Origin of the sequence: Pseudoalteromonas lipolytica, assembly GCF_003515105.1 — a bacterium.
Taxonomy (GTDB): Bacteria; Pseudomonadota; Gammaproteobacteria; order Enterobacterales; family Alteromonadaceae; genus Pseudoalteromonas; species Pseudoalteromonas lipolytica.
Window position 1 is genome coordinate 2259466 of sequence record NZ_CP032090.1, and the last position, 25508, is coordinate 2284973.

The 25508-nt window shown below is 42.7% G+C and carries 22 protein-coding genes and 7 tRNA genes; 10 read left to right on the forward strand and 19 right to left on the reverse strand.

The genetic code is table 11. The annotated features are described in order from the left end of the window. Positions 1 to 177: 177 nt before the first annotated feature. From pabB to D0907_RS10230, 3 genes are all read left to right on the forward strand, one after another. A complete protein-coding gene (pabB, locus tag D0907_RS10220) occupies positions 178 to 1524 on the forward strand; it encodes an aminodeoxychorismate synthase component I (protein WP_118844423.1) in 1347 nt (448 codons plus the stop codon). Positions 1525 to 1529: 5 nt separating this feature from the next. Beyond that, positions 1530 to 2108: an NUDIX hydrolase gene (locus tag D0907_RS10225; RefSeq protein WP_074989271.1), complete on the forward strand. Its 579-nt coding sequence runs from the start codon at positions 1530 to 1532 to the stop codon at positions 2106 to 2108. A gap of 103 nt (positions 2109 to 2211) precedes the next feature. Continuing rightward, complete coding sequence (locus tag D0907_RS10230) at positions 2212 to 3588, forward strand: L-serine ammonia-lyase (protein ID WP_036967478.1); 1377 nt, start codon at positions 2212 to 2214, stop codon at positions 3586 to 3588. A 77-nt stretch (positions 3589 to 3665) separates the two neighbouring features. On the opposite strand, the gene cysB is transcribed toward D0907_RS10230, so the two are convergent. Further along, complete coding sequence (gene cysB / locus D0907_RS10235) at positions 3666 to 4643, reverse strand: HTH-type transcriptional regulator CysB (RefSeq protein WP_036967477.1); 978 nt, start codon at positions 4641 to 4643, stop codon at positions 3666 to 3668. 306 nt (positions 4644 to 4949) lie between these two features. Between cysB and D0907_RS10240 the strand changes: the two genes are divergently transcribed. Beyond that, positions 4950 to 5708, forward strand: a complete 759-nt coding sequence (locus D0907_RS10240; protein WP_065978727.1) for a hypothetical protein — start codon at positions 4950 to 4952, stop codon at positions 5706 to 5708. A 26-nt stretch (positions 5709 to 5734) separates the two neighbouring features. Here D0907_RS10240 and D0907_RS10245 read toward each other — a convergent pair whose 3' ends face one another. Continuing rightward, the gene (locus D0907_RS10245) at positions 5735 to 7027 is read right to left on the reverse strand and encodes an NCS2 family permease (protein WP_065978728.1); all 1293 of its coding nucleotides are present in this window, start codon (positions 7025 to 7027) and stop codon (positions 5735 to 5737) included. Positions 7028 to 7148: 121 nt separating this feature from the next. On the opposite strand from D0907_RS10245, the gene D0907_RS10250 reads away from it, so the two are divergent. Beyond that, positions 7149 to 7613 (forward strand): SEL1-like repeat protein, encoded by a 465-nt coding sequence (locus D0907_RS10250; RefSeq protein WP_036967474.1) that lies wholly within the window; start codon positions 7149 to 7151, stop codon positions 7611 to 7613. A gap of 23 nt (positions 7614 to 7636) precedes the next feature. Here the strand turns inward: D0907_RS10250 and D0907_RS10255 are convergent, their stop codons facing one another. From D0907_RS10255 to dnaQ, 10 genes are all read right to left on the reverse strand, one after another. Beyond that, the gene (locus D0907_RS10255) at positions 7637 to 8359 is read right to left on the reverse strand and encodes a helix-turn-helix domain-containing protein (RefSeq protein WP_118844424.1); all 723 of its coding nucleotides are present in this window, start codon (positions 8357 to 8359) and stop codon (positions 7637 to 7639) included. Between the two features lie 269 nt (positions 8360 to 8628). Then, positions 8629 to 8705, reverse strand: a tRNA-Asp gene (locus D0907_RS10260). 50 nt (positions 8706 to 8755) lie between these two features. Next, positions 8756 to 8832, reverse strand: a tRNA-Asp gene (locus D0907_RS10265). A gap of 31 nt (positions 8833 to 8863) precedes the next feature. After that, a tRNA-Asp gene (locus D0907_RS10270) sits at positions 8864 to 8940 on the reverse strand. Positions 8941 to 8977: 37 nt separating this feature from the next. Further along, positions 8978 to 9054, reverse strand: a tRNA-Asp gene (locus D0907_RS10275). A 31-nt stretch (positions 9055 to 9085) separates the two neighbouring features. Beyond that, a tRNA-Asp gene (locus D0907_RS10280) sits at positions 9086 to 9162 on the reverse strand. A gap of 40 nt (positions 9163 to 9202) precedes the next feature. After that, positions 9203 to 9279, reverse strand: a tRNA-Asp gene (locus D0907_RS10285). A gap of 27 nt (positions 9280 to 9306) precedes the next feature. Continuing rightward, positions 9307 to 9383 (reverse strand) — tRNA-Asp (locus D0907_RS10290). Between the two features lie 98 nt (positions 9384 to 9481). Further along, a complete protein-coding gene (locus D0907_RS10295; protein WP_083422914.1) occupies positions 9482 to 10855 on the reverse strand; it encodes a TIGR03503 family protein in 1374 nt (457 codons plus the stop codon). A 9-nt stretch (positions 10856 to 10864) separates the two neighbouring features. Next, the gene (gene dnaQ / locus D0907_RS10300) at positions 10865 to 11575 is read right to left on the reverse strand and encodes a DNA polymerase III subunit epsilon (RefSeq protein WP_036967470.1); all 711 of its coding nucleotides are present in this window, start codon (positions 11573 to 11575) and stop codon (positions 10865 to 10867) included. A gap of 68 nt (positions 11576 to 11643) precedes the next feature. Between dnaQ and rnhA the strand changes: the two genes are divergently transcribed. Together rnhA and D0907_RS10310 are read left to right on the forward strand one after the other, a co-directional pair. Then, on the forward strand, positions 11644 to 12114 hold the full coding sequence (gene rnhA / locus D0907_RS10305; protein ID WP_118844425.1) for a ribonuclease HI: 471 nt from the start codon (positions 11644 to 11646) through the stop codon (positions 12112 to 12114). 74 nt (positions 12115 to 12188) lie between these two features. After that, complete coding sequence (locus tag D0907_RS10310; protein ID WP_118844426.1) at positions 12189 to 13052, forward strand: MBL fold metallo-hydrolase; 864 nt, start codon at positions 12189 to 12191, stop codon at positions 13050 to 13052. On the opposite strand, the gene D0907_RS10315 is transcribed toward D0907_RS10310, so the two are convergent. Then, a complete protein-coding gene (locus D0907_RS10315) occupies positions 13023 to 13781 on the reverse strand; it encodes a class I SAM-dependent methyltransferase (RefSeq protein ID WP_036967464.1) in 759 nt (252 codons plus the stop codon). The two genes, D0907_RS10310 and D0907_RS10315, sit on opposite strands and share 30 nt — an antisense overlap. Positions 13782 to 13834: 53 nt before the next feature. Here D0907_RS10315 and gloB point away from each other — a divergent pair, with 53 nt between their 5' ends. Both gloB and D0907_RS10325 read left to right on the forward strand, forming a co-directional pair. Further along, on the forward strand, positions 13835 to 14608 hold the full coding sequence (gene gloB, locus D0907_RS10320; protein ID WP_118844427.1) for a hydroxyacylglutathione hydrolase: 774 nt from the start codon (positions 13835 to 13837) through the stop codon (positions 14606 to 14608). Positions 14609 to 14752: 144 nt separating this feature from the next. After that, positions 14753 to 16336 carry a LysM peptidoglycan-binding domain-containing protein gene (locus D0907_RS10325; RefSeq protein ID WP_065979329.1) on the forward strand — a complete coding sequence of 528 codons (1584 nt, stop codon included), beginning with the start codon at positions 14753 to 14755 and terminating at the stop codon, positions 16334 to 16336. A gap of 57 nt (positions 16337 to 16393) precedes the next feature. Here D0907_RS10325 and speB read toward each other — a convergent pair whose 3' ends face one another. The 4 genes from speB to D0907_RS10345 form a co-directional block, all read right to left on the reverse strand. Further along, a complete protein-coding gene (gene speB / locus D0907_RS10330) occupies positions 16394 to 17317 on the reverse strand; it encodes an agmatinase (RefSeq protein WP_036967455.1) in 924 nt (307 codons plus the stop codon). A 3-nt stretch (positions 17318 to 17320) separates the two neighbouring features. Further along, the gene (gene speA / locus D0907_RS10335; RefSeq protein WP_065979330.1) at positions 17321 to 19234 is read right to left on the reverse strand and encodes a biosynthetic arginine decarboxylase; all 1914 of its coding nucleotides are present in this window, start codon (positions 19232 to 19234) and stop codon (positions 17321 to 17323) included. Positions 19235 to 19429: 195 nt separating this feature from the next. Then, positions 19430 to 19891, reverse strand: a complete 462-nt coding sequence (locus tag D0907_RS10340) for a hypothetical protein (protein WP_118844428.1) — start codon at positions 19889 to 19891, stop codon at positions 19430 to 19432. 71 nt (positions 19892 to 19962) lie between these two features. After that, positions 19963 to 20424, reverse strand: coding sequence for a GNAT family N-acetyltransferase (locus tag D0907_RS10345; protein ID WP_036967450.1), 462 nt, complete (start codon positions 20422 to 20424; stop codon positions 19963 to 19965). Positions 20425 to 20678: 254 nt separating this feature from the next. Here D0907_RS10345 and cysZ point away from each other — a divergent pair, with 254 nt between their 5' ends. Further along, entirely contained in the window at positions 20679 to 21389 is a 711-nt protein-coding gene (gene cysZ, locus D0907_RS10350; protein ID WP_174403856.1) for a sulfate transporter CysZ, read from the forward strand. Between the two features lie 30 nt (positions 21390 to 21419). Here cysZ and D0907_RS10355 read toward each other — a convergent pair whose 3' ends face one another. Next, complete coding sequence (locus D0907_RS10355; RefSeq protein WP_118844429.1) at positions 21420 to 21920, reverse strand: hypothetical protein; 501 nt, start codon at positions 21918 to 21920, stop codon at positions 21420 to 21422. Then, positions 21917 to 25495: a PKD domain-containing protein gene (locus D0907_RS10360; protein ID WP_118844430.1), complete on the reverse strand. Its 3579-nt coding sequence runs from the start codon at positions 25493 to 25495 to the stop codon at positions 21917 to 21919. The genes D0907_RS10355 and D0907_RS10360 overlap by 4 nt, the downstream gene beginning before the upstream one ends. Positions 25496 to 25508 lie beyond the last annotated feature (13 nt).

Here is a 25508-nt window from a genome sequence, read left to right on the forward strand (position 1 = left end):
GGTTCCTTAAGTTTTTATCACGTCGCTTAGTACGTGATCCTGAGTAAACCGGTGACGAAGATTTACTCTACGGGTTAGTCATGGCATCACTATAAAGGAAATCATAACGCTGCCAATCAAATTTAACTTATGATAACCTCCTCGCCCGTTTCGGGCTAGTTATTCAAGGCAATGTAAATGATAAACGATGAAAATTTGTGCATAAAATTAGATTTAACCGATGATTGTATCTCACTCTTTACTCATTTTGCTCATTTGCCCTATGCCGTCTTACTTGATTCAGCAAATAGTAATCATGTAAACAGTCGTTTTGATATCATTGCCATTGAACCACTAAACACATTAGAAGTTAGCAACAACCAATGCTTTTTAAATGGCGAAGCGCAATCCCGTGATTGCTTCACGCTAATGAAATCAGCACTTAATGATTTTGATAATACAGCCAATCCAAACGGGCTTCCTTTTACGGGGGGCTGGCTGGGCTACTTTGGATACGATTTTGGTCGTGTAATAGAAACCATGCCATCGCATGCCGACAATGATATTGCGATGCCACAAATGGCACTGGGTTTATATCCTGATGCACTGATTTTCGATAAACAGCAGCAAAGCTGGTTTTATGTTGCTCAGCGACACCATAATCGTTTAGCTCAATATCAACACTTTTTATCTCAAACACCCACAGGTTCTGTACCGTTCACTCTCAATAGTGATTGGCAGTCGAACATGACAAAAGCCAGCTACACTGAAAAGTTTGAACAAATTCAAGCCTACTTAAAAAGTGGCGACTGTTATCAAATTAATCTAGCACAGCGTTTTAGCGCTGAGTTTTCAGGCTCAACATGGCATGCATATCGCACCTTAAGAGACGCCAACAAAGCACCTTTTTCGAGTTATATAAACCACCCAGACGGCGCCATTTTATCGATTTCTCCAGAGCGTTTTATTGCCATAAACCAAGGAAAAATTGAAACCAAGCCAATTAAAGGCACACTACCACGTTTAGCCAAACACGCCGATGATGAGGCACAAGCACTGCGCCTACAACAGTCAGAAAAAGACCGTGCCGAAAATGTCATGATTGTTGATTTATTACGTAACGACTTAGGCAAAGTGGCAAAACCGGGCTCGGTTACTGTTCCCGCCTTATTTGCCATTGAAAGCTTCCCAGCGGTGCACCACTTAGTCAGCACTGTTCGAGCCGAATTAGCGCACGGTAAAGATGCTGTAGATCAAATACACGCTGCATTTCCTGGGGGCTCTATCACAGGCGCACCTAAAATTCGTGCCATGGAAATAATAGAAGAGCTCGAGCCACATCGCCGAAGCGTATACTGTGGTTCAATTGGTTACTTAAGTGCCTGCGGTAATATGGACACGAGTATCACCATACGTACCTTAGTGTGCCATCAGGGCACGATATACTGCTGGGCCGGAGGCGGTATTGTCGCAGATTCACAGGTCGACTTGGAGTACCAAGAAACATACGATAAAGTAAATAAAATATTGCCTTTACTAAAGTAATAACCTTGAATAGCCAGCAATTAATCACCCGCTTCAGCTTAAGTATGGCCACTGAGCCTGCACAGCAAATTCACATTAATGCGGATAAGCGTGCCAGTGCGGTGATGTTACCGCTCATCGATGTTGAAAACGACGCACATTTAATATTGTGTAAGCGTCCTCGTCATTTACTTCACCATCCAGGGGAGATCTGTTTACCGGGTGGTAAGTTCGAGATGCAGGATGAGTCATTAATGCACACGGCACTGCGGGAACTTCATGAGGAGCTTAATATTGCTGCACATAATGTTACAGTGCATGGGCAACTTCATCAGTACTCAACATTAACAGGGTTTACGATTGCCCCCTATGTATGCAGCCTTGCTGCAGGAACCGGTTGGCAGGCAGATCCCAGCGAAGTCGAAGTGAGCTTTTTACTGCCTATTTCACATTTAAGCGATCACAGAAACTGGCAACCGCTAAGCTTTCAACGAAACGGTAAAACATTCGTTTTAAAAGGCTTAATGACACCGCATGGTCTTCTATGGGGAGCAACAGCCAGTATTATTAATAACTTTATAAAACAACTCGCCCTACCAGTTTAATTTTCATGCTTTTAGGGTTACACACGCTCACATACACGTTATTATGTGACACCGTTCAAAGGCAGAAAATACGCCGTATTTAATAAAAAATGAGTAGCAAATTATGATCAGTGCATTCGATATGTTTAGTATTGGTATTGGCCCATCATCATCTCACACTGTTGGTCCAATGCGCGCTTCACGTTTATTTGTAAATGAGCTAGAAGAAAAGAACTTATTGTCTCAGGTAACCGATGTAAAAGTTGAGCTATTTGGCTCGCTTGGCCAAACAGGTATCGGCCACGGTTCTGGCAAAGCCGTTATTTTAGGCTTAGCAGGTTACGACCCTGAAACAATCGATGCTGACTTAGTTGATGACATATTAGCTAAAATCGAAAAAGAACAAGTTATCTACTTAAATCAGAGCCACAAAGCGAAATTCCCTAAACAAGGTGCGATTGTTTTTCATCGTAGAAAAACCTTGCCTAAGCATTCAAATGCGATGGAAATCATAGCAAGTCAAAATGGCGAAAAGCTCTTTAGTAAAGTGTACTACTCTATTGGTGGTGGCTTTATTGTTACAGATGAAGAGTTTGAAAATGAAAAACAAAAAGCCCTTGATGTTCGTGAAGAAAATCCAGCACCCTACCCCTTTAATACAGCCAAAGAATTGCTAGAGTTATGTCGCGAATCAGGTTTTAGTGTATCGACATTAATGATGCATAATGAGAAAACGTTGCGCAGCGAAAATGAGATAAAAGACACCCTTTTTAATATCTGGCAAGTAATGAAAGCCTGTATAGAGCGTGGTATGCGTACCGAAGGTATCCTCCCTGGAGGCTTAAAAGTTAAACGTCGTGCCCCCAGCTTACACCTTAAACTAAACATTGAAGTAAACAATGATCCGCTGCGTGCTATGGACTGGGTTGATTTATTTGCGCTTGCAGTAAACGAAGAAAACGCAGCGGGTGGCCGTGTGGTCACTGCGCCAACAAATGGTGCTGCCGGTATTCTTCCTGCGGTTCTAATGTATTACAACACCTTCATCAAAGAAGTAGACCGTGATATTGCGACACGTTATTTATTAACAGCGGCTGCAATTGGTATTTTATATAAAAAGAATGCGTCAATTTCTGGCGCAGAGGTTGGCTGTCAAGGTGAAGTCGGGGTTGCTTGCTCTATGGCTGCCGGCGCCCTGACCGAAATAATGGGTGGTAACGTAGTACAAGTAGAAAATGCCGCTGAAATTGGCATGGAGCACAACCTAGGTTTAACTTGTGACCCCGTAGGCGGTCTTGTACAAGTTCCGTGTATTGAACGCAATGCTATGGGGGCGATTAAAGCGATTAACGCCTCTCGTTTAGCTATGCGCGGTTCTGGTGAACAAAAAGTAACGCTCGATAAAGTCATCAAAACCATGCTCGACACAGGTAATGATATGAAAACTAAATACAAAGAAACCGCACGCGGCGGTTTAGCGGTTAATATCATTGAGTGTTAATTAATACCATATATGGTATGACACATGCCCATTATCAAAAAAGCCGCTTTTAAGCGGCTTTTAATTTAATAACTTCACTACTTGATTGGCAATTCAATATTTTCAAACAGCTTATCTACGTCTTCTTGATTACGCAGTAAACTGGCGCGTTCAACCAATTCTTTTGTTAAATGAGGGGCAAAGCGCTCAATGAAGTCGTACATGTAACTACGCAAAAAGCTGCCTTTTCTAAAGCCAATCTTAGTGGTACTCGCTTCAAATAAATGACTTGCGTCAATACACACTAAATCGTTGTCTGTCACTTGATCAATTGCCATCGACGCTACCACGCCAACCCCAAGGCCAAGACGCACATAGGTTTTAATAACATCGGCATCCGTGGCTGTAAACACAATATGCGGTTCGAGCCCATGTGCACTAAAGGCTTTATCAAGTTCAGAGCGACCTGTGAAGCCAAACACATAGGTAATTAACGGATACTTCGCGACATCGGCAACAGTCAGGTTATCTGCTTTTTTCGCCAACGGGTGTGTTTTTGCAACCACAATACTGCGATTCCAGTGATAACAAGGCAGCATGACAAGGTCAGAATATAAGTGTAATGCTTCGGTCGCGATAGCGAAGTCAGCATCACCACGTGCTGCCGCATCAGAAATTTGCTGCGGCGTGCCTTGATGCATATGCAGTGACACCGCGGGGTATTTTTTCATGAACCCCTGAATGACATTTGGCAGCGCATAACGGGCTTGTGTGTGCGTGGTTGCAATGTTCAATTTACCTTGATCTGGCAAAGTATGTTCATTTGCGACGGCTTTGATACCTTCAACTTTCGACAAGATTTCTCGTGAAATATTAATGATTTCATTGCCAGCACTGGTTACATGTGTCAAATGCTTACCACTACGGCCAAAGATCTGAACACCCAATTCGTCTTCTAGCATACGAACTTGTTTTGAGATCCCTGGTTGAGATGTAAATAAACTTTCAGCTGTCGCAGAGACATTGAGTTTATGATTTTGGACTTCGACTATATATCTGAGTTGTTGTAGTTTCATGGCTGCATTGTAAACGTTGTTATTCTTTATTTATAAAGGCTGCTAAGCGCAATGCCAAGTGATATTTCATCGCACTGTCATTTTTTACTTTTATCGCGATTCTTTCTAAGGCTACCACATTCAACTGTGACTCGGTAGCGATGTTTATTCATAAAATACTCAATAAACATGCTTGCTTAACACGACCCTAATAAAAAAGAATGGTTGATTGATAGTTTATTGCACATAAGTATGCGCAAAACTATCCAGATGTAATATTTTTAATGTAAGATAAAAAAATTAGATAGTGAAAACTGAGATTTAGCTATGATTGTTTCTATCATCATTATGCTCATTGTTGCCTTGATTGTCATTGCACTGTGGGTAAGCGCGGTGCAACAACATAAAGAAAAACAAGAGTCAGAGCGTCGCAAAGAACTAACAAAACAGAAAAAAATCATCGAAGAAGCAGAAGAAGTACTGCTCAATAGTACAAACATTCCGATGTCTGAAAATATTTTACGTATTATTCAGCGCCGTGTTTATGATGCATTAGCGAGCATGGTGCAGCTATCACCTAACTCAAAAGAACTAAAAAGTCGCTTAAACGAAGCTAAGCAGCGCTTGACCTTGCCAATTGACTCTAATAATTCTGATGCACTTGTATTACCCGATAATGACAAACAATTAATTTCGCTGATCCAAAGTATCAAAAAGTTACGTGCATTACTGCGCTCTGAACATGGTAAAGGCAAAGTAGATAGTCAGGTATTTGTGGCCGAGGATAAGCGTTTAGAAAAGTTGCAATTAAGAATCAATGTTGAAAGCCAAATTAAGCGCGGTATTTCAGCGCGTGCAGCAAACATGGTTGGCTCAGCACGTCAGTACTTTGAAAAAGCGTTAGCCACACTTGCTTCTGTAAGCTACAGCGATGACTACATAAATACTAAAAAGCAGGAAATCGAAAATTACTTAGAAGCTATCAGCACGGAGCTAAAGGCGTCGAACGCAACATCAAGAAAGAAAAAAGCAGAGCAAGAGCAAGACGATTTAGATGTGTTATTTGCCCCAAAGAAAAAGTGGTAATTCACTTTTTCTTTGGTCTGCATTCATTACGATAAAAACGCGAATTTAATAATAAATAGCGCAGTTAGTACCCATACACTCACACTGATTTCATCTTTTTTACCACACACTAATTTAACCGCAGTATACGCAATAAAACCCAGTGCAATACCATGCGCAATTGAAAACGTTAGCGGGGTCATTAATAGCACTACGCTTACAGGAATTGCATCTGTCATGTCATCCCAATTAACCAGCTTTAAATTTTGCATCATTAAGACGGCCACGTACAATATCGCGCCTGCTGTTGCGTAGGCTGGGATCATACTGGCAAGCGGTGCAAAGAACATCATAAGCAAAAAGCAAATTCCCACGACTACCGCCGTTAAACCTGTACGCCCACCTACAGATACACCGGCCACTGACTCAATGTATGATGTGGTTGTCGACGTTCCTAGCATAGAGCCTGCAATCGTGGCAGTACTGTCCGCACTCAGCGCTCGGCCTAAACGTGGCATTTTACCTTGTTCATCAGCAAGGCCCGCTTTTTGTGTTACAGCGACAAGCGTGCCTGACGTATCAAATAGATCTACAAAGAGAAACGCAAAAATAACCGTCAACATCGAAATTTCTAGTGCGGCTGCAAAATCTAATTGCATAAACGTAGGCGCAATTGAAGGTGGCATAGAAACAATGCCTTTGTATTCAACAAGATCTAAACCTAATGCGATGCCCGTCACTAACAAGATGCTGATCAACACCCCACTTTTCATATCACGATACAATAGCGCAGCAATCACAAAGAAGCTTAAGATAGCCAATAAAGGGCCAGGCGCAGTAATATCACCTAATTGCACCAGTGTGGCAGGACTTGCGACGATTATCCCTGCATTTTTTAATGCGATTAGCGCTAAAAAAGCGCCAATACCCGTTGCGATAGCACGCTTTAAAACCAAAGGAATCGCGTCGATAATCCATTCTCTGACTTTAAATAAGCTCAAGCATAAAAAAATACATCCCGACATAAACACCGCACCAAGCGCTGCTTGCCAACTGTAACCCATACCAAGTACGACACCATAGGTGAAAAATGCATTTAAGCCCATGCCTGGAGCCAACGCTAATGGGTAATTTGCCCACAACCCCATAATAAAGCACCCAATCGCCGCAGCAATACAGGTTGCTACAAACGCAGCACCTTGGTCCATACCTGCTTCTGCTAGCATCGCTGGATTAACGAAAACAATATAAACCATAGTGATAAATGTTGTGATACCCGCAATGGTTTCACGGCGGACTGACGTGTTGTTTTCACGTATTTTGAAAAGTCTTTCGAACATGTTGAACTTTAAGTTAAGATTAATTGGCTAATTTTATCATATTTTCTCATAATTAGAGGACAATTTACCTTGCAATGTTCTAAACTAATAAGGTCTTTTATTTCAAGAAAATAACTAAACTATGTCTGATAAATCGCCAGTAGGCTTAGATTTAGAGCAACAACTTGACAACGTACTTGCCTTTATAACGCAGCCTGATACAGGGGATGAGCCACAAAAAAGTACGCAATCAGTTGAAAAAACACTAAACAAAGCTTTGTATTATCTTAAAAACGAACAAGCGCCACTTGCTGCTAAGTGGATGCGTTTAGCTGCAATGGCAGGTAATCATAGAGCACAATTTTACATGGGGCTGTTTTTTATAAAAGGCCAAGGCGTGCCGCACAGTGTTTTCCATGGTTCCGTCTGGTTGAGTCTCGCCAGCAGCCAAGGTTACGAGCCTGCAACCGCTGCCCTAAATGATTTAAGAAAGCACATTAGTACTCGCCGTCTGCAAGACGCACAAAGCTATGCAGCAACGCTATATGAACAAATCCACCAGCAACAATTTTCGCACCTTATTCCACACAACCCTGACGCCAATTAACAAGCGTCAGGATTCACTGCTAATTACGAGTGTTTTGTCAGTTTGCTCTCAAAGGTGATAAGTCCTACGCCTATCACAACCAATAAAATACCAACAAACTCAAGCCACACATGGCCTTTATGCGACTTAATAATAGGTGTTTTTGAAGTTACACTAAATAAACGCCTACCCTGTTCGCCTGACTCGACGAACGAAGTGCCTTTATAGTCAGGTGAAATAATAAATTTAAAATCACGTCTGTTAGTCATTTCGCGATGTTTTGCATCTATATTTTCCCCGCTTTTATCTACGAGTAGTGTCCGCCAATCATAAAAAATACCATCCGGCTCATTATCTTTCACTACACCGTATGATTTGTACTCATAAAATTCTGTGTTAAATAACTTTTCTTGATGGCCTAAATAAAATAGCGCACAACCTAAAGCACTAATCAGTATGGCGCTATAAATCAGTGAACGCTGTTTAATAAATTGTTTGTTAGTTTGTTGCTTATACCAAGCTTCAATATCAGGCACATTAATCAGCCGAGCTTTATCTACTGAGTGTTTTAATGGCTGCATAAAATCACAAATGGTTAAATTGAGTGCGGCTAATATAGAGCGAAATGTGTCATTAGAAGGCACTGACTTATCGTTTTCAAGTTTTGATAAGTAACTTTGCTCTATCCCTACTTGCTCAGCAAATTCTGGTTGGTTTAGTTTAAGCTCACTACGATAGTGTTTTAGTTGTGATCCGAATGTACTCATAACGCATGTCCTTTTCTATTGTGGAGCGGTCATTCTTTGCTATTCATGCAGAAATAAGAAGCTGAATAAATATGAATAGTGAAGAATATTAGCAAGTTAATTGGAAAGATACGAGATACGAGATACGAGATACGAGATACGAGATACGAGATACGAGATACGAGATACGAGATACGAGATACGAGATACGAGATACGAGATACGAGATACGAGATTATCAGAATAAAGGGGTGTTTTTTAAAATCAATCATTTGTTTGAGGAAAACAAATGGCGGAGTGGACGGGACTCGAACCCGCGACCCCCGGCGTGACAGGCCGGTATTCTAACCAACTGAACTACCACTCCGCAGTGGTATGTGCATGGGGTAATGCACTAAATTTGTTCATGATATCAAGTGGCGGAGTGGACGGGACTCGAACCCGCGACCCCCGGCGTGACAGGCCGGTATTCTAACCAACTGAACTACCACTCCGCAGAGATATCATTGTTATTACTTAATTTGTTGGCGGAGTGGACGGGACTCGAACCCGCGACCCCCGGCGTGACAGGCCGGTATTCTAACCAACTGAACTACCACTCCGCGATACAAATTTTGTAATTAAATAGCTGTTAAATAGTGGCGGAGTGGACGGGACTCGAACCCGCGACCCCCGGCGTGACAGGCCGGTATTCTAACCAACTGAACTACCACTCCGCAGTATCTAATGCTATTTATTTTTTCCTATTGGCGGAGTGGACGGGACTCGAACCCGCGACCCCCGGCGTGACAGGCCGGTATTCTAACCAACTGAACTACCACTCCGCGAAGGAAAATGTTTTACAACCATTAGTTGTGTAAGTATTGGCGGAGTGGACGGGACTCGAACCCGCGACCCCCGGCGTGACAGGCCGGTATTCTAACCAACTGAACTACCACTCCAGCGCGTACTTACAAATTGTCGAAAATTGGCGGAGTGGACGGGACTCGAACCCGCGACCCCCGGCGTGACAGGCCGGTATTCTAACCAACTGAACTACCACTCCACAATTTCGTTGCTGACTGAGTCTCCCCTGACAGCGGCGTGAATAATACGAATCACCCTCTGGTTCGTCAAGGGCTTTTTTGTATTTTTACAGGTTTTTTAGTCATCTGACATCGAAAGGTTTAAAATTTCACCTGATTTGTCATTTTTTGAACCATTTTTGCCAACTTCATTTTCATTCGTTGCTTGCTCAACATTTTCAGATGAGCTTTTTTTCTTTAAAAACGGTAACGATAATTTGAATTTAAGTGGTTTCTTTTGCACAAAAATACGAATGGCTAACCACCCTAATAGAAGAACGATTAAATTTCCAACAACAATAAGTGTCACCATTAGCACAGTGGATGCTTTTTTTTCTTCTTCTAGGATTCTTTGCTGCTCAGCTTGCGCTGCTAAATCGACTTCTGGACGAACAATTTCAGGTACAATCTCAATGGGTCGTTCAATTTCAAATTTATACGTCGGCAGCGTCGCCATAAATTCACGGTCATTTATATTGCTACCAAACACCGATAGCTCGACACTGTATCGACCCCAATCATAATTTTTGATTGCTAATTCTCTGGTTTGAGATTTATCAGCATCAATTGAAAACATTTGCTCTTCATTATTGGGGTAATAGATTTTACCTTGAATAAGCACTGTTTCTGGTTTGACGATTTCAGGGTTTAAAGTAATCGTTAAGGTATGCTCATCGGTATCTTGCTTTGCTAATGCCATGTCATAGCTAAAAGGAGGCTCATGAACAACAATCGGCTTTTGTACTACAGTGCGTTTTAATATAGGTGTTTCTATATATAACTCTGGTTGCCACTCCCCTGCTGGGAAGACTAATTTAAACTCCCCGGTAAACACACCATCAAGGGGGCGCTCATCAAATCCACGACCATCATCTTTAAAATCGGTAACACTTTGTGTGCCCGCTCCAAAATTAGCGAAGTCACTGTTATTGGTACTTACAAAATCAACATGTAGACTTATGACATCTCGAAATTGCCCCACCTCAATTGGCTTACCATCATTGAGTACTCGGCCTGTTAATTTAATGGTTTCGCCACGAAACAACATGGGAGGGAGAGGGTCTACACGTAATTCAATTTCGCCTAATACCATTACTCGACTGTCTGGCAAAATACTGCCAACGACTTGCCAAGGGCCAGGCATCGGGTCTGTGATGGTGATCAAATCGTAGCTTAGTTCATCATGCCAGTCTAAATTGGCGTTCTTCACCGAGTCAGTCGCGTAGTACTTGCTGCCATCTGGGCGTACAAGCACCACGGCGGGTGCACCGCGTTTACGGAAAAATAATAACGTAATTTTATCAACTTTGTGATCAATGCGAAAACGGTTATCTAGTAGAGGAATTTCATTTTGAATCCCGTCACGCTGTAACGGGGTTATTTTATCTTGCTCAGTGGCAAGTCCCATCAAGGGCAATACACACACTAATCCTGCTAGAAGCTGTTTTCTCATTTTATTACCTTATTCTGCACGCCATAAGCATTGACCGCCTTTTGCGACCAAGTCTAAACGCTCTTCATGAGCGGCATGCTCTTGCTCTGTGGCCTTTAATACAACCAGTGGCGCTCTATCAGCGCTCACGCGTCGAATACCACCCATTTGTTGCTCTGAACCTTCATCTTTATTCTGATTTAAATTTAGCTTAACTTGCCCACCTGTCATGGCGAGGTAAACGTCGGCTAAAATCTCGGAATCCAGTAATGCGCCGTGTAAGGTTCGCTTTGAGTTATCAATATCATAACGACGACATAACGCATCAAGGTTATTCTTTTGACCAGGATGCAAATCACGCGCCATCTTCAAGGTATCAAGAACTTGACAGACATCTTCAGTATTCGGATAGCCCTGATTCAACAGCGCAAACTCATTATCCATATGGCCGATATCGAACGCCGCGTTGTGGATGACAAGTTCTGCGCCTTTTATGTACTCAAGAAATTCATGCGCTATTTGGTGATACAACGGTTTATCACGTAAAAACTCATTAGTAATACCGTGAACATCGATGGCTTCTTCTTCAATGTCACGCTGTGGATTTATATACACGTGAAAATTGTTGCCAGTAAGGCGGCGATTTACAAGCTCTACACACCCGATTTCAATAATCCGATGGCCTTGCTTTGGGTCAATACCCGTGGTTTCTGTATCTAAAACTATTTGTCTATGTGCCATATCGTCTTAAGCCTGACTCTGGTATCTTTCTATAATCACTTTATTGTACATAATATCAAGGTAAAACAGTGCAAAAAACCGTAGAGATTTACACCGATGGGTCATGTTTAGGTAATCCGGGGCCAGGAGGTTATGGCGCAGTAATGCGGTATAACGGTCATGAGAAGCAATTAAGCCAAGGATATACCCTTACTACAAATAATCGGATGGAAATGCTCGCAGCCATTGTTGCACTCGAAACATTAACCCGCCCCTGCCATATTATCCTTACCACCGACAGCCAATATGTCAAACAAGGTATTGAGTCATGGGTTGAAAACTGGAAAAAACGAGGCTGGAAAACCGCAGCCAAAAAACCCGTCAAAAATGTCGACTTGTGGAAACGCCTTGATGCAGCTTGCCAACGACACACCATTGAGTGGCGTTGGGTAAAAGGTCACAGCGGGAATAAATACAATGAACTCGTTGATGACCTTGCCCGTGAAGCAGCAGGTGGCAATGCCCTACTTGAAGACACCGGTTACGACGAAGCAAGTTAAAAATTAACGCAGAGCATTTAAAGTTTTTGTTATATGTTATAAGATTTAGCTATAACAATAATTAAGGACTCATTATGGCTCTGCGCATTCATTCTTTTTTTCATCAACAAAGCGCAACTTTGTGCTATCTAGTATGGTGTGAACACAGCAAACACTGCCTACTTATTGATGCACCAGCTGATTTTGATATGCCAAGTGGTGAATTAAGTTTTAGCACTGCCAATGAAATTATCGCCTACATAAAGCAGCATAAACTTTCATTACAGTGGTTGCTCGAAACACATGCTCATGCAGATCACATTACCGCATCAAGCTATATTAAACAGCAACTGCAACACGCTCACCCATGTAAACTGGGCACCGGTGAAGGTATTGTTCACGTACAAGCACATTTCAGTAAGCTTTATAATATTGATATGCCATGTAATGGCGAACCCTTTGAGCAACTATTCGCTGATAAAGCACAGTTTCAGTTAGGGGAATTTACAGTCGATGTGATTGCCACCCCCGGTCACACCCCTGATAGCGTGTGTTATCACATAAATGGCAATGTATTTGTTGGCGACACTTTCTTTATGCCAGACAGCGGCACAGCACGTTGTGATTTTCCAGGCGGCAGTGCGGCTGAGCTATATGATTCTTTACAACGTATTTTATCACTGCCGGATGATACCCTGCTTTGGATGTGTCACGACTATCAACCCGACGGCCGAGCACTCGCGTACAAAACAACGGTTAAAGAACAGCGAGAGCAAAACGAGCATTTAAAAGGTGATAAACAGAGTTTTATTGCAATACGTGAAAGCCGAGATGCAACGTTAGCAGTGCCAAAATTGTTGCATCCGTCGATTCAATTAAATATTCGCGCTGGCCAGTACCCGCTTAAAAGCGATGACAAACAGCACTATTTAGCTATCCCGCTCACAGTGCTGCTTTGATGTTTGGCGAAGACCTGCGCCTTTTACAGGTGAAAATTGAGGTCTTGCGTGCCATTTAGGTTTAATTGGCGTCAGTGGTGCTACTCGCTTGCGTGCCACGAGTAAATAGACACTGCCCATAGGCTTTAAGTAATGTTTACCGAAGCGACGCCATGCAGCAAATCGCGATAATCGATTACCTCGTGCAAGCGACGAATGGATAAATCGCTCATCAGAAATAATTTCGAACCCTAATAAATTCAGCCAGTCTTTCACGCGTGAAGGGGTAAAAAAGCGCCCCGTCCAAGGCAGCTTTTGACGGCTAAACGGCAACAATTGAGCCAAGCCACATAAACTAAATGGATTAAAACCGCTTATAACAATGTATCCACCTGGGATCAGCGTACGGTGTGCTTCTCGCAATATATGATGCGGGTCAGAATGGTACTCTAAGCAATGAGATAAAATACACGCATCGACACTGTGCTCATAAAAAGGCAGTTCATCAACATCGGCAATAACACCGGTAAATAAGCCCGGCTCAGCAACACAAACCTGATGCTTAATGGGGCTCTCACTCGTAGCAAGCTCGCCACTTAAATTACCTAATTTAAGCATGTGGTAACCAAACATGCGTGGCAACCAAGGTGTTAACTTTCTTTCAATTTCAGCACGCAAATAGTCCCCATGAGGGAACTGCTGCCACGAGTACGGCTTAGGACCTTCTTGAAAACTAAGGGCTGGTTTCATTTTCTGAGCTCGTTATACTGTATCTTAACTGTCACTTTATAGAGCAATTAAACATGGTGCAAGTTAAAGCAATTAAAGCCTTTTCTGATAATTATATCTGGTGCATTGTAAATAATGACCAACAAAGCGCTTGGATCGTTGATCCAGGCCAAGCAGACCCCGTCAACCGGTATCTTGATGAGCATAACCTCACCTTGGCAGGTATCTTAATTACACACCACCATTATGATCACACTGATGGTGTTGAGCCATTGCTCAAAACCAACCGTGACATTCCCGTTTACGGGCCAAGACACAGTCCGTTTAAAGGGATTAATCACCCGCTTTCAGAAGCAGACAAAGTCACGGTTTATGAGCGCACATTTACAGTGCTTGCTACACCTGGCCACACTTTGGATCACATTTGTTATGTTAATGATGAATTGAGCTTTACGGGCGATACACTCTTTAGTGCTGGTTGTGGCCGCTTATTTGAAGGCAGTGCAGAACAAATGTGGCATTCGTTATGTAAACTTAAATCGCTGCCTGATGACTGTAAAATCTACTGTACCCACGAATATACGCAAGCCAACTTAGCGTTCGCTAAGGCGGTTGAGCCAACAAATGAAGCATTATTGAGGTACAGTGATAAAATAGACACATTAAGAGCAAATGATGACATCAGTCTGCCCACCACCATTGCCACTGAAAAACAGCTAAATCCATTTTTACGCAGTCATTTGCCCCACATAACTGACCAGTTACCCGACACGCTAAAAATTAATTTTAACTTAAATGAACCTTGGCAACGTTTTGCTAGTCTCAGGGCGTGGAAAGATAATTTTTAAAACGTGTATTATCTTGGTTACAATTTTGTATTTTTAGATCAGTATGTTGTAAAAATAAGCTGACATAAATTGGTCATAAAGTGGCAATATGCTCTCTGAGCAGGTAATATTCGCCGAGTTTTTTTACCTGATGTATGGGTATATATGTATAAGTCCCCTTTAGTTTTAACGCTTGCACTGGTTTTGAGTGGCTGTCAATTAACAGCAACTGACACTGCTGGGTCAGATAATGACAACCGTGTTGAGCAACAGCTTGCAGGTGCAAGCCCCAGTGACATCAATGATGCATTGATGCTCAACGCACAGTATCAGCAATTAGCTGATACTGATGAGCCCCCCCCAGTATTTGATGATGTATGGGAGCGTATTCGCTACCAGCTGTCTATTGATGTACCGCAAAATCGCCCTGTTGTCGCCGAGCGTAACTATTATGCACGCCATCAAGCATACCTAGATCGTATCGCCAAACGTGCCGAGCCTTATCTTTACTTTATTGTTGAAGAAGTCGAAAAACGTGAAATGCCTATCGAAATTGCACTGCTGCCAATTGTTGAGAGTGCATTTGATCCCTTTGGTTATTCACATCGCAGTGCATCAGGCATATGGCAATTTATGCCACAAACAGGCGAGCGTTTCGATTTAAAACAAAACTGGTGGTATGACGGTCGTCGCGACATCGTGCAATCAACGCGGGCTGCTTTGGATTACTTATCCTATTTGCACAAGACCTTAGAAGGTGACTGGTTAAATGCAATTGCAGCCTATAATTCAGGTGAAGGTCGTTTACTAAGAGCGATTAAAAAGAACCGTAAGAAGCATTTACCGACCGATTTCTGGTCGTTAGATTTACCCAAAGAAACCACCTCTTACGTACCAAAGCTGCTCGCACTTTCTGATCTTGTTAAACGTAGCGATGAATTTGGTATTAAGTGGCAACCGATTATTAATGCACAAGTTATCGATGTCGTTAACGTAGGAAGTCAAATTGATTTAGCCCTCGCTGCAGATATGGCAGGTATTAGCTTAACGGAGTTATACCGTTTGAACCCCGGTTTTAACCGCTGGGCAACCGATCCGAATGGGCCGCATTTCTTATTATTACCATCAGATAAAATAGACACCTTCTCTGAGAAATTGGCAAAAACAGAGCAAAAAGATCGTTTACGCTGGCAACAGTATGTTGTGGCGCGCGGCGATAGCTTATCGGTTATTGCGAAAAAGTTTTCAACCAGTGCGGGAGCGATTAAAACACTCAATAAATTGTCATCAAACACAATACGTGTTGGGCAACAATTATTAGTGCCTTTAAGTGATGGCGAAATTAACAGCCAACACCTGCCAGACTCTGTTCGCATGGCTGCAAATAAAGCAACGCGAAAAAAACTGAGCCATAAAGTAGCCAGTGGTGACACGTTGTGGGACATAAGCCGCGAATACGATGTCACAATTGCTGAACTTGCTAAGTGGAATAATCTTAAGAAAAATGCAGTGTTACGTGTTGGTCAAACACTAACGGTGTATAAAGATGAAAAAACACAGCTTGCAGCGACTAAAACGACCGAGCGCACCATTACCTATAAAGTTCGCCGTGGCGATTCATTAGCACGTATCGCTGCTAAGTTTAATGTCTCTGTGGATGATATTATAAAGTGGAACTCGTTGGCTGGGCAAAAATACATTCAACCAGGCCAAAAGTTAAAATTAAGGGTCGATGTTCGCAGCGCCTAAGTTTAAACTTACTGCCAATAAAAAAGAGCGCCTAAGGGCGCTCTTTGCATCTCACATTTAGTATTTGTGTTTTAAGGCCCACAAATGCAGTAACTCATTAGCAATCGTGGCTGCCGCAATGGCTGTAAGCTCACTTTGATCATACGAGGGTGAAACCTCAACCACGTCCATACCCACCATGTTAATGCCTTTAAGCGCTCTTAATATTTTTAACACTTTATCACTGGTTAAACCGCCACATACTGGTGTACCAGTTCCTGGTGCAAATGCGGGGTCAAGGCAATCAATATCAAAAGTCAGGTAAACAGGTAAGTCCCCTACTCGCGCTTTAATTTGCTCTGCAATCACATCTGCCGACAGGTCATTTGCTGCCATAGCATCAATGACCGCAAATTCATGTTTGCTCTGATCAAAATCAGTACGAATACCAATTTGAATACTGTGGTCAACGTCAATCAACCCTTCCATCGGCGCATGATAAAACATAGTACCGTGGTCATAGCGCGAACCATTACTGTAAGTGTCTGTGTGCGCATCAAAATGCACCAAAGCCATTTTACCATGCTGTTTGGCATGTGCGCGCAGCAATGGCAACGTCACAAAATGGTCGCCACCTAAACCTAGTAACGTTTTACCTTGACGTAAAATTTGCTCAGCCGCTAATTCAAGCTGCGCAGTGAAATACTCAGGGTCGCCTACGGGGTAGGTAAAATCCCCTGCATCCGCTAACTTTAAGCGCTCAAACAATGGGAATGTCCAAGGGTATTTGGTTTCTTCCCATGCAAGGTGTACAGAGGCGCGACGTATAGCGTCTGGACCTAGTCGCGCACCTGGACGCCCCGATGTTGCTAAGTCAAAAGGTAAACCTAATACCACGACATCCGCATCAATTGCAGTGATGTTTTGCACCATTGGCTGGCGTAAAAACGTCATGCCGTTTGAATATAACGAATGATCTGTATGGTCAAACAATGTCGACATTGCTTATAACTCTTCTAAATAAGTGTAACCGTTTAAGCCAGCTTGCAGCTCGTCTAACACGCTTTGCTGTTCAGTTTCTGGCAGTTTTGTAGCCACCAGCTGAGCATAAGACTGCTGGAAGCTCTCTACATCTAAATGCACATAACGCATCATGTCAGCCACCGAATCACCTTCGTTAATTTCAGTGATCTCTGCCTGACCTTGCTCATCCATTTTCACAATTGCGCTGTGTGTGTCACCAAATAAATTGTGCATATCGCCTAAAATTTCTTGATAAGCACCCACTAAGAAAAAGCCCATTAAATATGGTTTTTCTTCGCTATATGCAGGCACAGGTAGCGTACTTTCAATGCCTTGGCCATCCACATAGTGCTCCATGGCACCATCTGAATCGCACGTAATATCAAGTAGTACAGCACGTTTTTGTGGTGCTTCTGTTAAACCACTCAATGGCAAAACAGGGAACACTTGGTCAATACCCCATGCATCAGGTAGAGATTGAAACAATGAAAAGTTCACAAAAAACTTGTCTGCTAAACGCGCGTTCAATTCATCGATAATTGGACGATGAAAGCGGTTTTTATTATCCATGTGTTTGTTAAGTTCATAACAGACACGAAGGTTAACTTGTTCCGCCCATGCACGCTCTGTTAAATCAAGTAAACCCAGTGCAAACTGATTATGCGCTTCGGCTAAATCACTTTGACTATCATGGTAGATTTCAATCAACGCACGGTCGTCGTTATCACCACTTAGCTGTTGCCACGATGTCCACATATTGTTTAATAAAAGAGGTGCATCGGCCGCAGGCGCAAGAATATCTTCAGGCTCGTAGCTTTCAGTACCAATCACATTCGAAATCAATACCGCATGATGCGCAGTCAGCGCACGGCCAGATTCAGAAATAATACGCGGCATTGGTTGCTCATACTGCTTACAGGTATCACCAATGGTGTAAACAATGTTATTCGCATATTCGCTAAGACTGTAGTTCATCGAGTTATGTGATTGACTGCGTGTGCCATCGTAATCAACTGCTAAGCCACCACCCACATCTAAGCACTCTATTTGCGCACCTAACTTGCGCAACTCACAGTAAAAGCGTGCCGCTTCGCTCACGCCTAAACGTACGTCACGAATATTGGCCATTTGCGACCCTAAGTGAAAATGCACAAGCTGAATTAAATCTAATTGTTCAGACGCTTTTAAGCGATTTACCACGCTCAGTACTTGCGATGCCGATAAACCAAACTTTGATTTTTCGCCGCCACTCGCTTGCCACTTGCCTTTACCTTGTGACGCTAAACGAACACGAATACCAATACGAGGCTTCACGTTTAGCTCTTTTGCTTGGCTGAGCACCATGTCTAATTCAGATAGCTTTTCCAGTACGATGTAAACCTTATGACCCAGTTTTTCGCCGATAAGTGCCAGACGAATATACTCTTGATCTTTGTAGCCATTACATACAATCACTGCACTGGTTTTTTCTGCCATCGCTAAAACAGTCAGTAGTTCGGGTTTACTGCCCGCTTCTAAACCTAATTGCTTTTTCTCAACATCGGCTTGGCTTGCCACAATTTCCTCAACCACTTCGCGTTGTTGATTCACTTTAATTGGGTAAACAAGCAGGTAATCTCTCGGATAACCATAGTTTTCAATCGCCGTATTGAATGCCTGACACAGGCTGTGTACACGGTGATGTAAAATTTGAGGAAAACGCACAAGCGCCGGCAAACTTAAACCTTTGTCTTGTAGTTGCTGTGCTATATCGATAAGTGCAATGGTTTGCTCTGGGGCATGGGCCTTTGGCGCAACATACACATCACCTTGATCATTTATACCAAAGAATCCTTGGCTCCAATGACGAACATTGTAGCTCGTGCGAGCTTGTTCTAGTGATGTTGTCTCTTTCATCTATCTTTCTCTTTTATTTAATGGTGCCAAAATCGGCAAGGGTATTGCCGCGCATTAAAAGAAAAATAGTGACTTAAGTCCAACAAGTATTTTTACTCGTAACGAGTGATTTTTGATGTGAGAAACTGATTAAGTTGTAGATTACATTGGCTGAAGAATCAGCGTATTTAATAACGTGTTTAGTACGTGGCGTTCTCAGTGCTTAACGTGAATAATTTCGTCAGCCTTTGCAGAGGAAGACCCTAACTGTCGCCACGCTTCATATTGCTCACCATTACGCCACGTGATACCGATATACTCTTGCCAATGTTCAAAGTCTTTACTTCTGTATTTTTCAACCCCACATCCTCCGGCACCAAAGGCAACACGACAGAGTTTAACAATCAGGTAGGTGCCATCAAACTCTAACTGGCGCGGGTTTTCAGTTGAACTGGAGCAAGTACTCAAAAAGCGAGGCGGTATTTTCAATATAATTCGCGAGGTAATTTCACCCTTGTCATTAAAAACACCGGTTACCGAATGGCATGAATTGAAATAAAAGGTATTACTGCCAACAACAAGGTCAGAAGGGCTATGTTTATTACGTTGCTCGGGGGATACACGCACCGTGTCTGACTGTTTAGTATCGCCACATGCACTGAGTACAATAAGCGACAAAAAGCCAAACAGACGCGCACATAATTTAACTATAACAATAACCCCATAAATAATGTGATTAGGTTAACTCGTTATTGATTAAGCCCTAATTCCATAAATAAACTTTGTGGGTTTTCAGTGTAATTACCAAACGGCCCACAACGATGAAACCCCAAGTTCTCATACAAACTAATTGATTCTGTTTGCTTAGGGCCTGTTTCCAAGCGAATAAGGGGAATTTGTTGCTCTCCCGCATGATGCAGTAAAATTTGCATAATACGACGTGATAACCCTTTACCTCGATAGCTTGGTTTTACATACAAACGGCGAATTTCGCCATAAGGCGGATTCCCTTCTTGCATCACAATAGCACCGCAGGCAACAATACCATCCTCGTTTTTTAAGCCAATTGCATACACGTTAGGTTCTGCTAATTCTTCGACGCTTAATGATTGTGCGGTTGCAACTGGATATAAAGAGTTTATAAGTCGGTCTATATCAGAAAACACGTGTACTACTTCAGGATCATGTGGATTTAAATCGACTAACTGCATAAAACTCCCATCTTGAATATGTCATTTTTGTTAATTCTGTTAACAATAATATCGGATCATCGTCTGATCCTCTAGTGCTGTTTTCATTATTCGTTCTTATCGGTACGTATGACTACCATACTACCGCGTAGTTCCTTGCTATGTAACTGAAAAAACACTTTGTTACGGAAAAAGGCTGTTCAAATACAGTGAAAATCATATACTGCAAACACGAAGTAATAATGAGAGGTTATCGCGTGCAGTTTACTCAAGGTATGGAATACTTCTTTTCTGGCTTTAAATTAATTAGCCAAAAAGGGTTAAAACGTTTTGTACTTATTCCTTTATTAATCAACATCGTACTTTTTGGCAGCTCACTGTTCTTTTTATACGGCTGGCTTACCGATGGCTTTGCCTATTTAAACTCGCTGTTACCAGAGTGGCTTAGCTGGCTTGAATGGTTAATGTGGCCTATTGCCGTATTAGTGATTTTATTTAGCTACAGTATGTTGTTCACCGTCATCACCAATTTTATTGCCGCCCCCTTTAATGGCTTGCTGAGTGAAAAAGTCGAGCTATTTTTGACGGGTCAAAAAGTCAATGATGATGGGCTACTTGATACCATGAAAGATGTGCCACGAATGCTTGGGCGTGAATGGACAAAACTCTGCTATTACTTACCAAGAGCAATTGGCTTTTTTATCTTGCTATGGATTTTACCTGTTATTGGTCAACTCTTATGGGTGTTGTTTACGTGTTGGATGTATGCCGTTCAATATGAGGATTACGCATTTGACAATCACAAAGTCAGCTTTAATGATATGAAAGATGATTTAAAAGAAAAACAAACTCTCTCTTATGGTTTTGGCCTTGCCGTTATGGTGCTCACAGCAATCCCCTTTGTTAATTTAATTGTGATGCCTGTTGCAGTCTGCGGAGGCACCCGTTTATGGGTTGATAATTACCGCAGTAAATACCGCCGTTAAATCTTAAAAGCCATTAAGCCAATAGTGACACTATTGGCTTTTTAGTACCGTGTAATCGAGTTTCACCGGTAAAGGGTCTGAAAGACCTAAATCAGAACGCGGTTCTTCAAATTTACTAATAACCGCATCATACGTATTTTCGCCGATATTGACTGTGAACGGTTGTGCAAGCTTGGTGATTATTTTAAGTTCAGCGTGCTTGTTTTCTAATTCTAATAAGCCATCTTCCCGTGTTTTAACAAGTAAAAAATGCGCGCCATTTTCAAAGACAATACGAGCTTGATGAGATTGTCGGTGTTCTGCACGCCACTGCCCTTGCTGAAAAACAGTAATAACATCACTGACACCATCGGGCTCCAACAGACGCTCTTTTTTAAACTCACATTGTTCACACCCTTTTATTGATTCTGCTTGCCAATTAATCGGGTAACCATCAAAGCTAAGTCTTGATGACATTTGCCATGCAGAATCTGCAGCAGGCTTGCAGCCACAGAGCGCGAACATCATACTTATATACACGAAGGACTTCATGGGTTTTCACCTTGTGATGTTCTTACTGCTTTGATCTCTTCTAATAAATAACGTGGAGGAGCTTGCTCTTCAATGATGTGTTGCACAGGCACTTGAGACACTTCTGATTGATCATTTTGAACAGTATTAATTCCTAAACGGTTACCCGAGAAAAAGGTATAAAAGCGCAGCTCAATAAGACTCCACTCATCAACATCACTCAACGTTGCAATGTTACTATCGCCATTGGTGTCTTGGCTTAAGGTTTCAGTAACATCTAAATTACAGTTATAGTCTATCGCAGTGGAACCTGGGTAGCCCAAGCCATTTGCTTCATTAATATTTGCTTCGTCGAGTGCATTTCCGAAGCCATGAGAAAACGACATCACAAAGTTATCAGGCGACCCTTGTGGGCCATTAATAAGGTCGGCTGTTTGCACACCACAATTTGGGTTGTTTCTATAACGACTTGAATAATAACGGTCACCTTCATTATTTCCTATTGTCGCTAAACCGCGTAATTGATAAAGATAATTCATAATACTTAGATGGTTCGGCTTATAGTTCACGGCATTATTACCGCCATGGTCAAGCCCTAAATTATGACCCAGTTCATGCATGATTGTCGCAGCCTGGTAGTTATAGGCTAAATTGGTTGAGATTTGATTGTCCAACGACAAGCCCCAGTTACCAAGGCTTATCATTAAATCGTTACCGTTAATTTCGGCAACGCCAGATGACCCTGCACTGCCATCGACATTGCGGCTATTCGCCATTAACATGTAATGAAAAATCGGTTTACGGCGCATATCGAAATTAGCCATTTTATAATGAAATAAACTCTCAACGCCTTGGTTAAAGCTATACGGTGTATATTGCCTAAAGATAACACGGTCACCGCCACCTAAATCATGATCAGCAGGTGATACCCCCTCAGCTTGGTGAAACAAATCACCCACATCAAAATGCACCACGATGTTTTCTGCAGCGAATGACGATGCCACTTTTTCAAGCGCCGTCCTGTGAGGTGTAATGCCTGCATCACTGCTGTCCATGTAATCTACTTCAATAAAGAAATCTTTTTGATTTGCTCTGGCTCCCCAATCATAAAGTGGTAATCCAGCAAATGTTGAGCCTGGTTGCTCTGAGCAATCAGGAATACCGTCTTCGTCTTCATCTAACGAACACGTGATATCATTGACCCCCCCAGGAGTGGTAAAGGTGCTGTATGTCCAGTCGGTGGCACTATTCGTATCTGTGCTGCTCTGGTCACGCTTGATACTTGAGCCCGTAAAGTTCAAGATTGTGGGTGCCGCTCCCGTTTGCCATTGACCCACCGATGTCGGTTCCGTTGTATCATTTCCAAAGCGAACAAAGTCAATAGTTTGAGCTTGATCGCTCGTCAGTAATTCAATAAACCCATTTAAAAACCAATAAGGGCGAACGGTGGAACCAACGTCTCCAATAAAGGCAATGTATTTATTCTGATCAGCAGCATCATAAAATAATGAATCCCCAAAGCGACTGTGAATAATCACATACTCACCGGCAGCAAGAATTTGATTAGGTAGAGTAAAAATCGTTGAAGCCGCAACGCTATTATCCGCGCTATCACGACTCTTAACCCTGACGCTGTAATCAACCAAATTCACATCACTGTTAGTGCCATTGTAAAGTTCAAACCATGGGGTGTCGTTCGTAAATCGAATCGCCACCACCTCGGTGATTTTTAAATCTTCGCTGCCCGTCGTAAATGTTGTAATAATCTGCGCAGAGACGGGCGTATCGGCAAAATTAACTAAGTCACTGGTCAGCCTTAATTGATATTGTGTTGACTCACTCAAAGCAGCCGTAAATTCAGCACCGTTAAAGTATTCACTGGTATTCGCTTCTGGGCCTGATAAGACGAGTGAGCTAAGCGCTAAACAACGGTTAAAGTTATCTGCTGATAATTGCACTGAGCCAGTACACACCCCTTCGTTTTCATTAAACGATAAGCTTGTGGTCTTCATTACGTCAGATAACGAAAATGAGATACGCGCGTTTGCACTCACCGCCTGACTGTTATCCTGTGGGCTCACATTCACGACAGTGGCTGCTGTTGTGTCTGTGATTGTAACGCTGACTGTCGCCTCGTTACTGTCAACACCATCTGATACGGTCACTTTGAAGGGGGCTTGAGCAATACTATTTTCTGCTGGCTGATATTGGTAATTAAAACGTGTCGCATTGAGCGTAGTGATGGTTGCTCCCCCAATGTCACTGGCAAAAGTAACCGATAACTCATCATCGTCAGCGTCACTTACGTTAACCGTGAAATCCCTCGGTTGATTAAACTCCGTAGTAAAGGCAATAGCGTCAATAGTGGGCGCTTTGTTGACATGTACAATCGTAAACGTCAGCGTTAACGATGATATCGCCCCCATGTCATCGGTTGCCGTGACTAACAATACGATCTCACTATTTACAGACACTTCGGGGGCTGTAAAACTAATTGCTTGGCCATTTTGAACAAAGTTTAGTGTGGGTCCACTTTGTTGCTGCCACGCAATTTCACTGACTGTGCCATCAGTGTCGGTCACAATAACACTGATTGACGCCTCAGTGAGCTCAGTAATATTGGCAATAGGGTCAGCCGTAATCACTGGGGCAACATTTACAAAATTTTCAATCACGACATCATATTCGGCCAAGCGTGTAGCCCCGTCGTTATCTGTAACAATGACTTGAAAACGCACGCCGCTATCTGCATCGACTTCAGGGGCTGTAAACATCAATTCGCTACCACTGGCAGTAAATGAAGTTGTAGGGCCTGATACTTGGCTCCAACTGTAATTTGTAATGCTGCCATCGCTATCAATGGCAACCGCACTTAATGTGCCCTCCACCCCTTCTCGGATTGTTTGCTGCCCAGAAATTGATACTGAAGGAGCAATATTGGCACTGACCACAACACTAAAATCTGTGCTTGTTTGCTCACCAAAGTTATCTGTCACGCGCACAGTAAATGCCAATTCTGTATTACTGCTCACTGAAGGGGTCGTAAAACTGATTTCACTACTGCCATTACTAAATACCACACTTGGCCCAGCTGTTTGACTCCAGTTATAACTCAGGACTTCACCGTCAACATCGGTGGCATTTGCACTGAGTGTTATTATATTGCTAGAGGGGGAGATTTGTGGGCCCTGTACAACGATACTCGGTGCTTGATTAACATTAACAATGGTCGCTGTATACGAGGCACTGGCTGTCGCACCTTGATTATCAGTCACGGTGACTGAAAAACTGATGGGGGTATCTTCGTTTACGGCGGGAATAGCAACAGTGAGTTGCTCATTACTGCTGGTTATACTGACTGTAGGGCCGCTTGTTTGCTGCCATGTAAAGCGGCTAATAGAGCCATCTGAATCACTTGCTGATGCCGCAACCGTCAGTGTAGAAAGTTCATTGACTTGGCTGTTGCCCGACACCGTGACTTGTGGCGCTTGGTTACTGGCAGATGCAGGCTCATCGCTGCCGCCTCCGCCCCCACACGCGGTTAAGAAAATAGGGAATAAAATACACAACCAAACCGTTACTATTCTATTCCCCATTTTGCTATCCTCT

What these genes read in the sequence shown, in the direction of transcription:
- D0907_RS10310 (WP_118844426.1), top strand. Translation starts at nt 12,189, where the DNA reads ATGGCTCTGCGCATTCATTCTTTTTTTCATCAACAAAGCGCAACTTTG.
- cysB (WP_036967477.1), bottom strand. Translation starts at nt 4,643, where the DNA reads ATGAAACTACAACAACTCAGATATATAGTCGAAGTCCAAAATCATAAA.
- D0907_RS10345 (WP_036967450.1), bottom strand. Translation starts at nt 20,424, where the DNA reads ATGCAGTTAGTCGATTTAAATCCACATGATCCTGAAGTAGTACACGTG.
- D0907_RS10250 (WP_036967474.1), top strand. Translation starts at nt 7,149, where the DNA reads ATGTCTGATAAATCGCCAGTAGGCTTAGATTTAGAGCAACAACTTGAC.
- speA (WP_065979330.1), bottom strand. Translation starts at nt 19,234, where the DNA reads ATGAAAGAGACAACATCACTAGAACAAGCTCGCACGAGCTACAATGTT.
- gloB (WP_118844427.1), top strand. Translation starts at nt 13,835, where the DNA reads ATGGTGCAAGTTAAAGCAATTAAAGCCTTTTCTGATAATTATATCTGG.
- D0907_RS10360 (WP_118844430.1), bottom strand. Translation starts at nt 25,495, where the DNA reads ATGGGGAATAGAATAGTAACGGTTTGGTTGTGTATTTTATTCCCTATT.
- speB (WP_036967455.1), bottom strand. Translation starts at nt 17,317, where the DNA reads ATGTCGACATTGTTTGACCATACAGATCATTCGTTATATTCAAACGGC.
- D0907_RS10315 (WP_036967464.1), bottom strand. Translation starts at nt 13,781, where the DNA reads ATGAAACCAGCCCTTAGTTTTCAAGAAGGTCCTAAGCCGTACTCGTGG.
- D0907_RS10255 (WP_118844424.1), bottom strand. Translation starts at nt 8,359, where the DNA reads ATGAGTACATTCGGATCACAACTAAAACACTATCGTAGTGAGCTTAAA.
- dnaQ (WP_036967470.1), bottom strand. Translation starts at nt 11,575, where the DNA reads ATGGCACATAGACAAATAGTTTTAGATACAGAAACCACGGGTATTGAC.
- D0907_RS10245 (WP_065978728.1), bottom strand. Translation starts at nt 7,027, where the DNA reads ATGTTCGAAAGACTTTTCAAAATACGTGAAAACAACACGTCAGTCCGC.
- D0907_RS10325 (WP_065979329.1), top strand. Translation starts at nt 14,753, where the DNA reads ATGTATAAGTCCCCTTTAGTTTTAACGCTTGCACTGGTTTTGAGTGGC.
- pabB (WP_118844423.1), top strand. Translation starts at nt 178, where the DNA reads ATGATAAACGATGAAAATTTGTGCATAAAATTAGATTTAACCGATGAT.
- D0907_RS10355 (WP_118844429.1), bottom strand. Translation starts at nt 21,920, where the DNA reads ATGAAGTCCTTCGTGTATATAAGTATGATGTTCGCGCTCTGTGGCTGC.
- D0907_RS10295 (WP_083422914.1), bottom strand. Translation starts at nt 10,855, where the DNA reads ATGAGAAAACAGCTTCTAGCAGGATTAGTGTGTGTATTGCCCTTGATG.
- D0907_RS10240 (WP_065978727.1), top strand. Translation starts at nt 4,950, where the DNA reads ATGATTGTTTCTATCATCATTATGCTCATTGTTGCCTTGATTGTCATT.
- D0907_RS10230 (WP_036967478.1), top strand. Translation starts at nt 2,212, where the DNA reads ATGATCAGTGCATTCGATATGTTTAGTATTGGTATTGGCCCATCATCA.
- cysZ (WP_174403856.1), top strand. Translation starts at nt 20,679, where the DNA reads ATGGAATACTTCTTTTCTGGCTTTAAATTAATTAGCCAAAAAGGGTTA.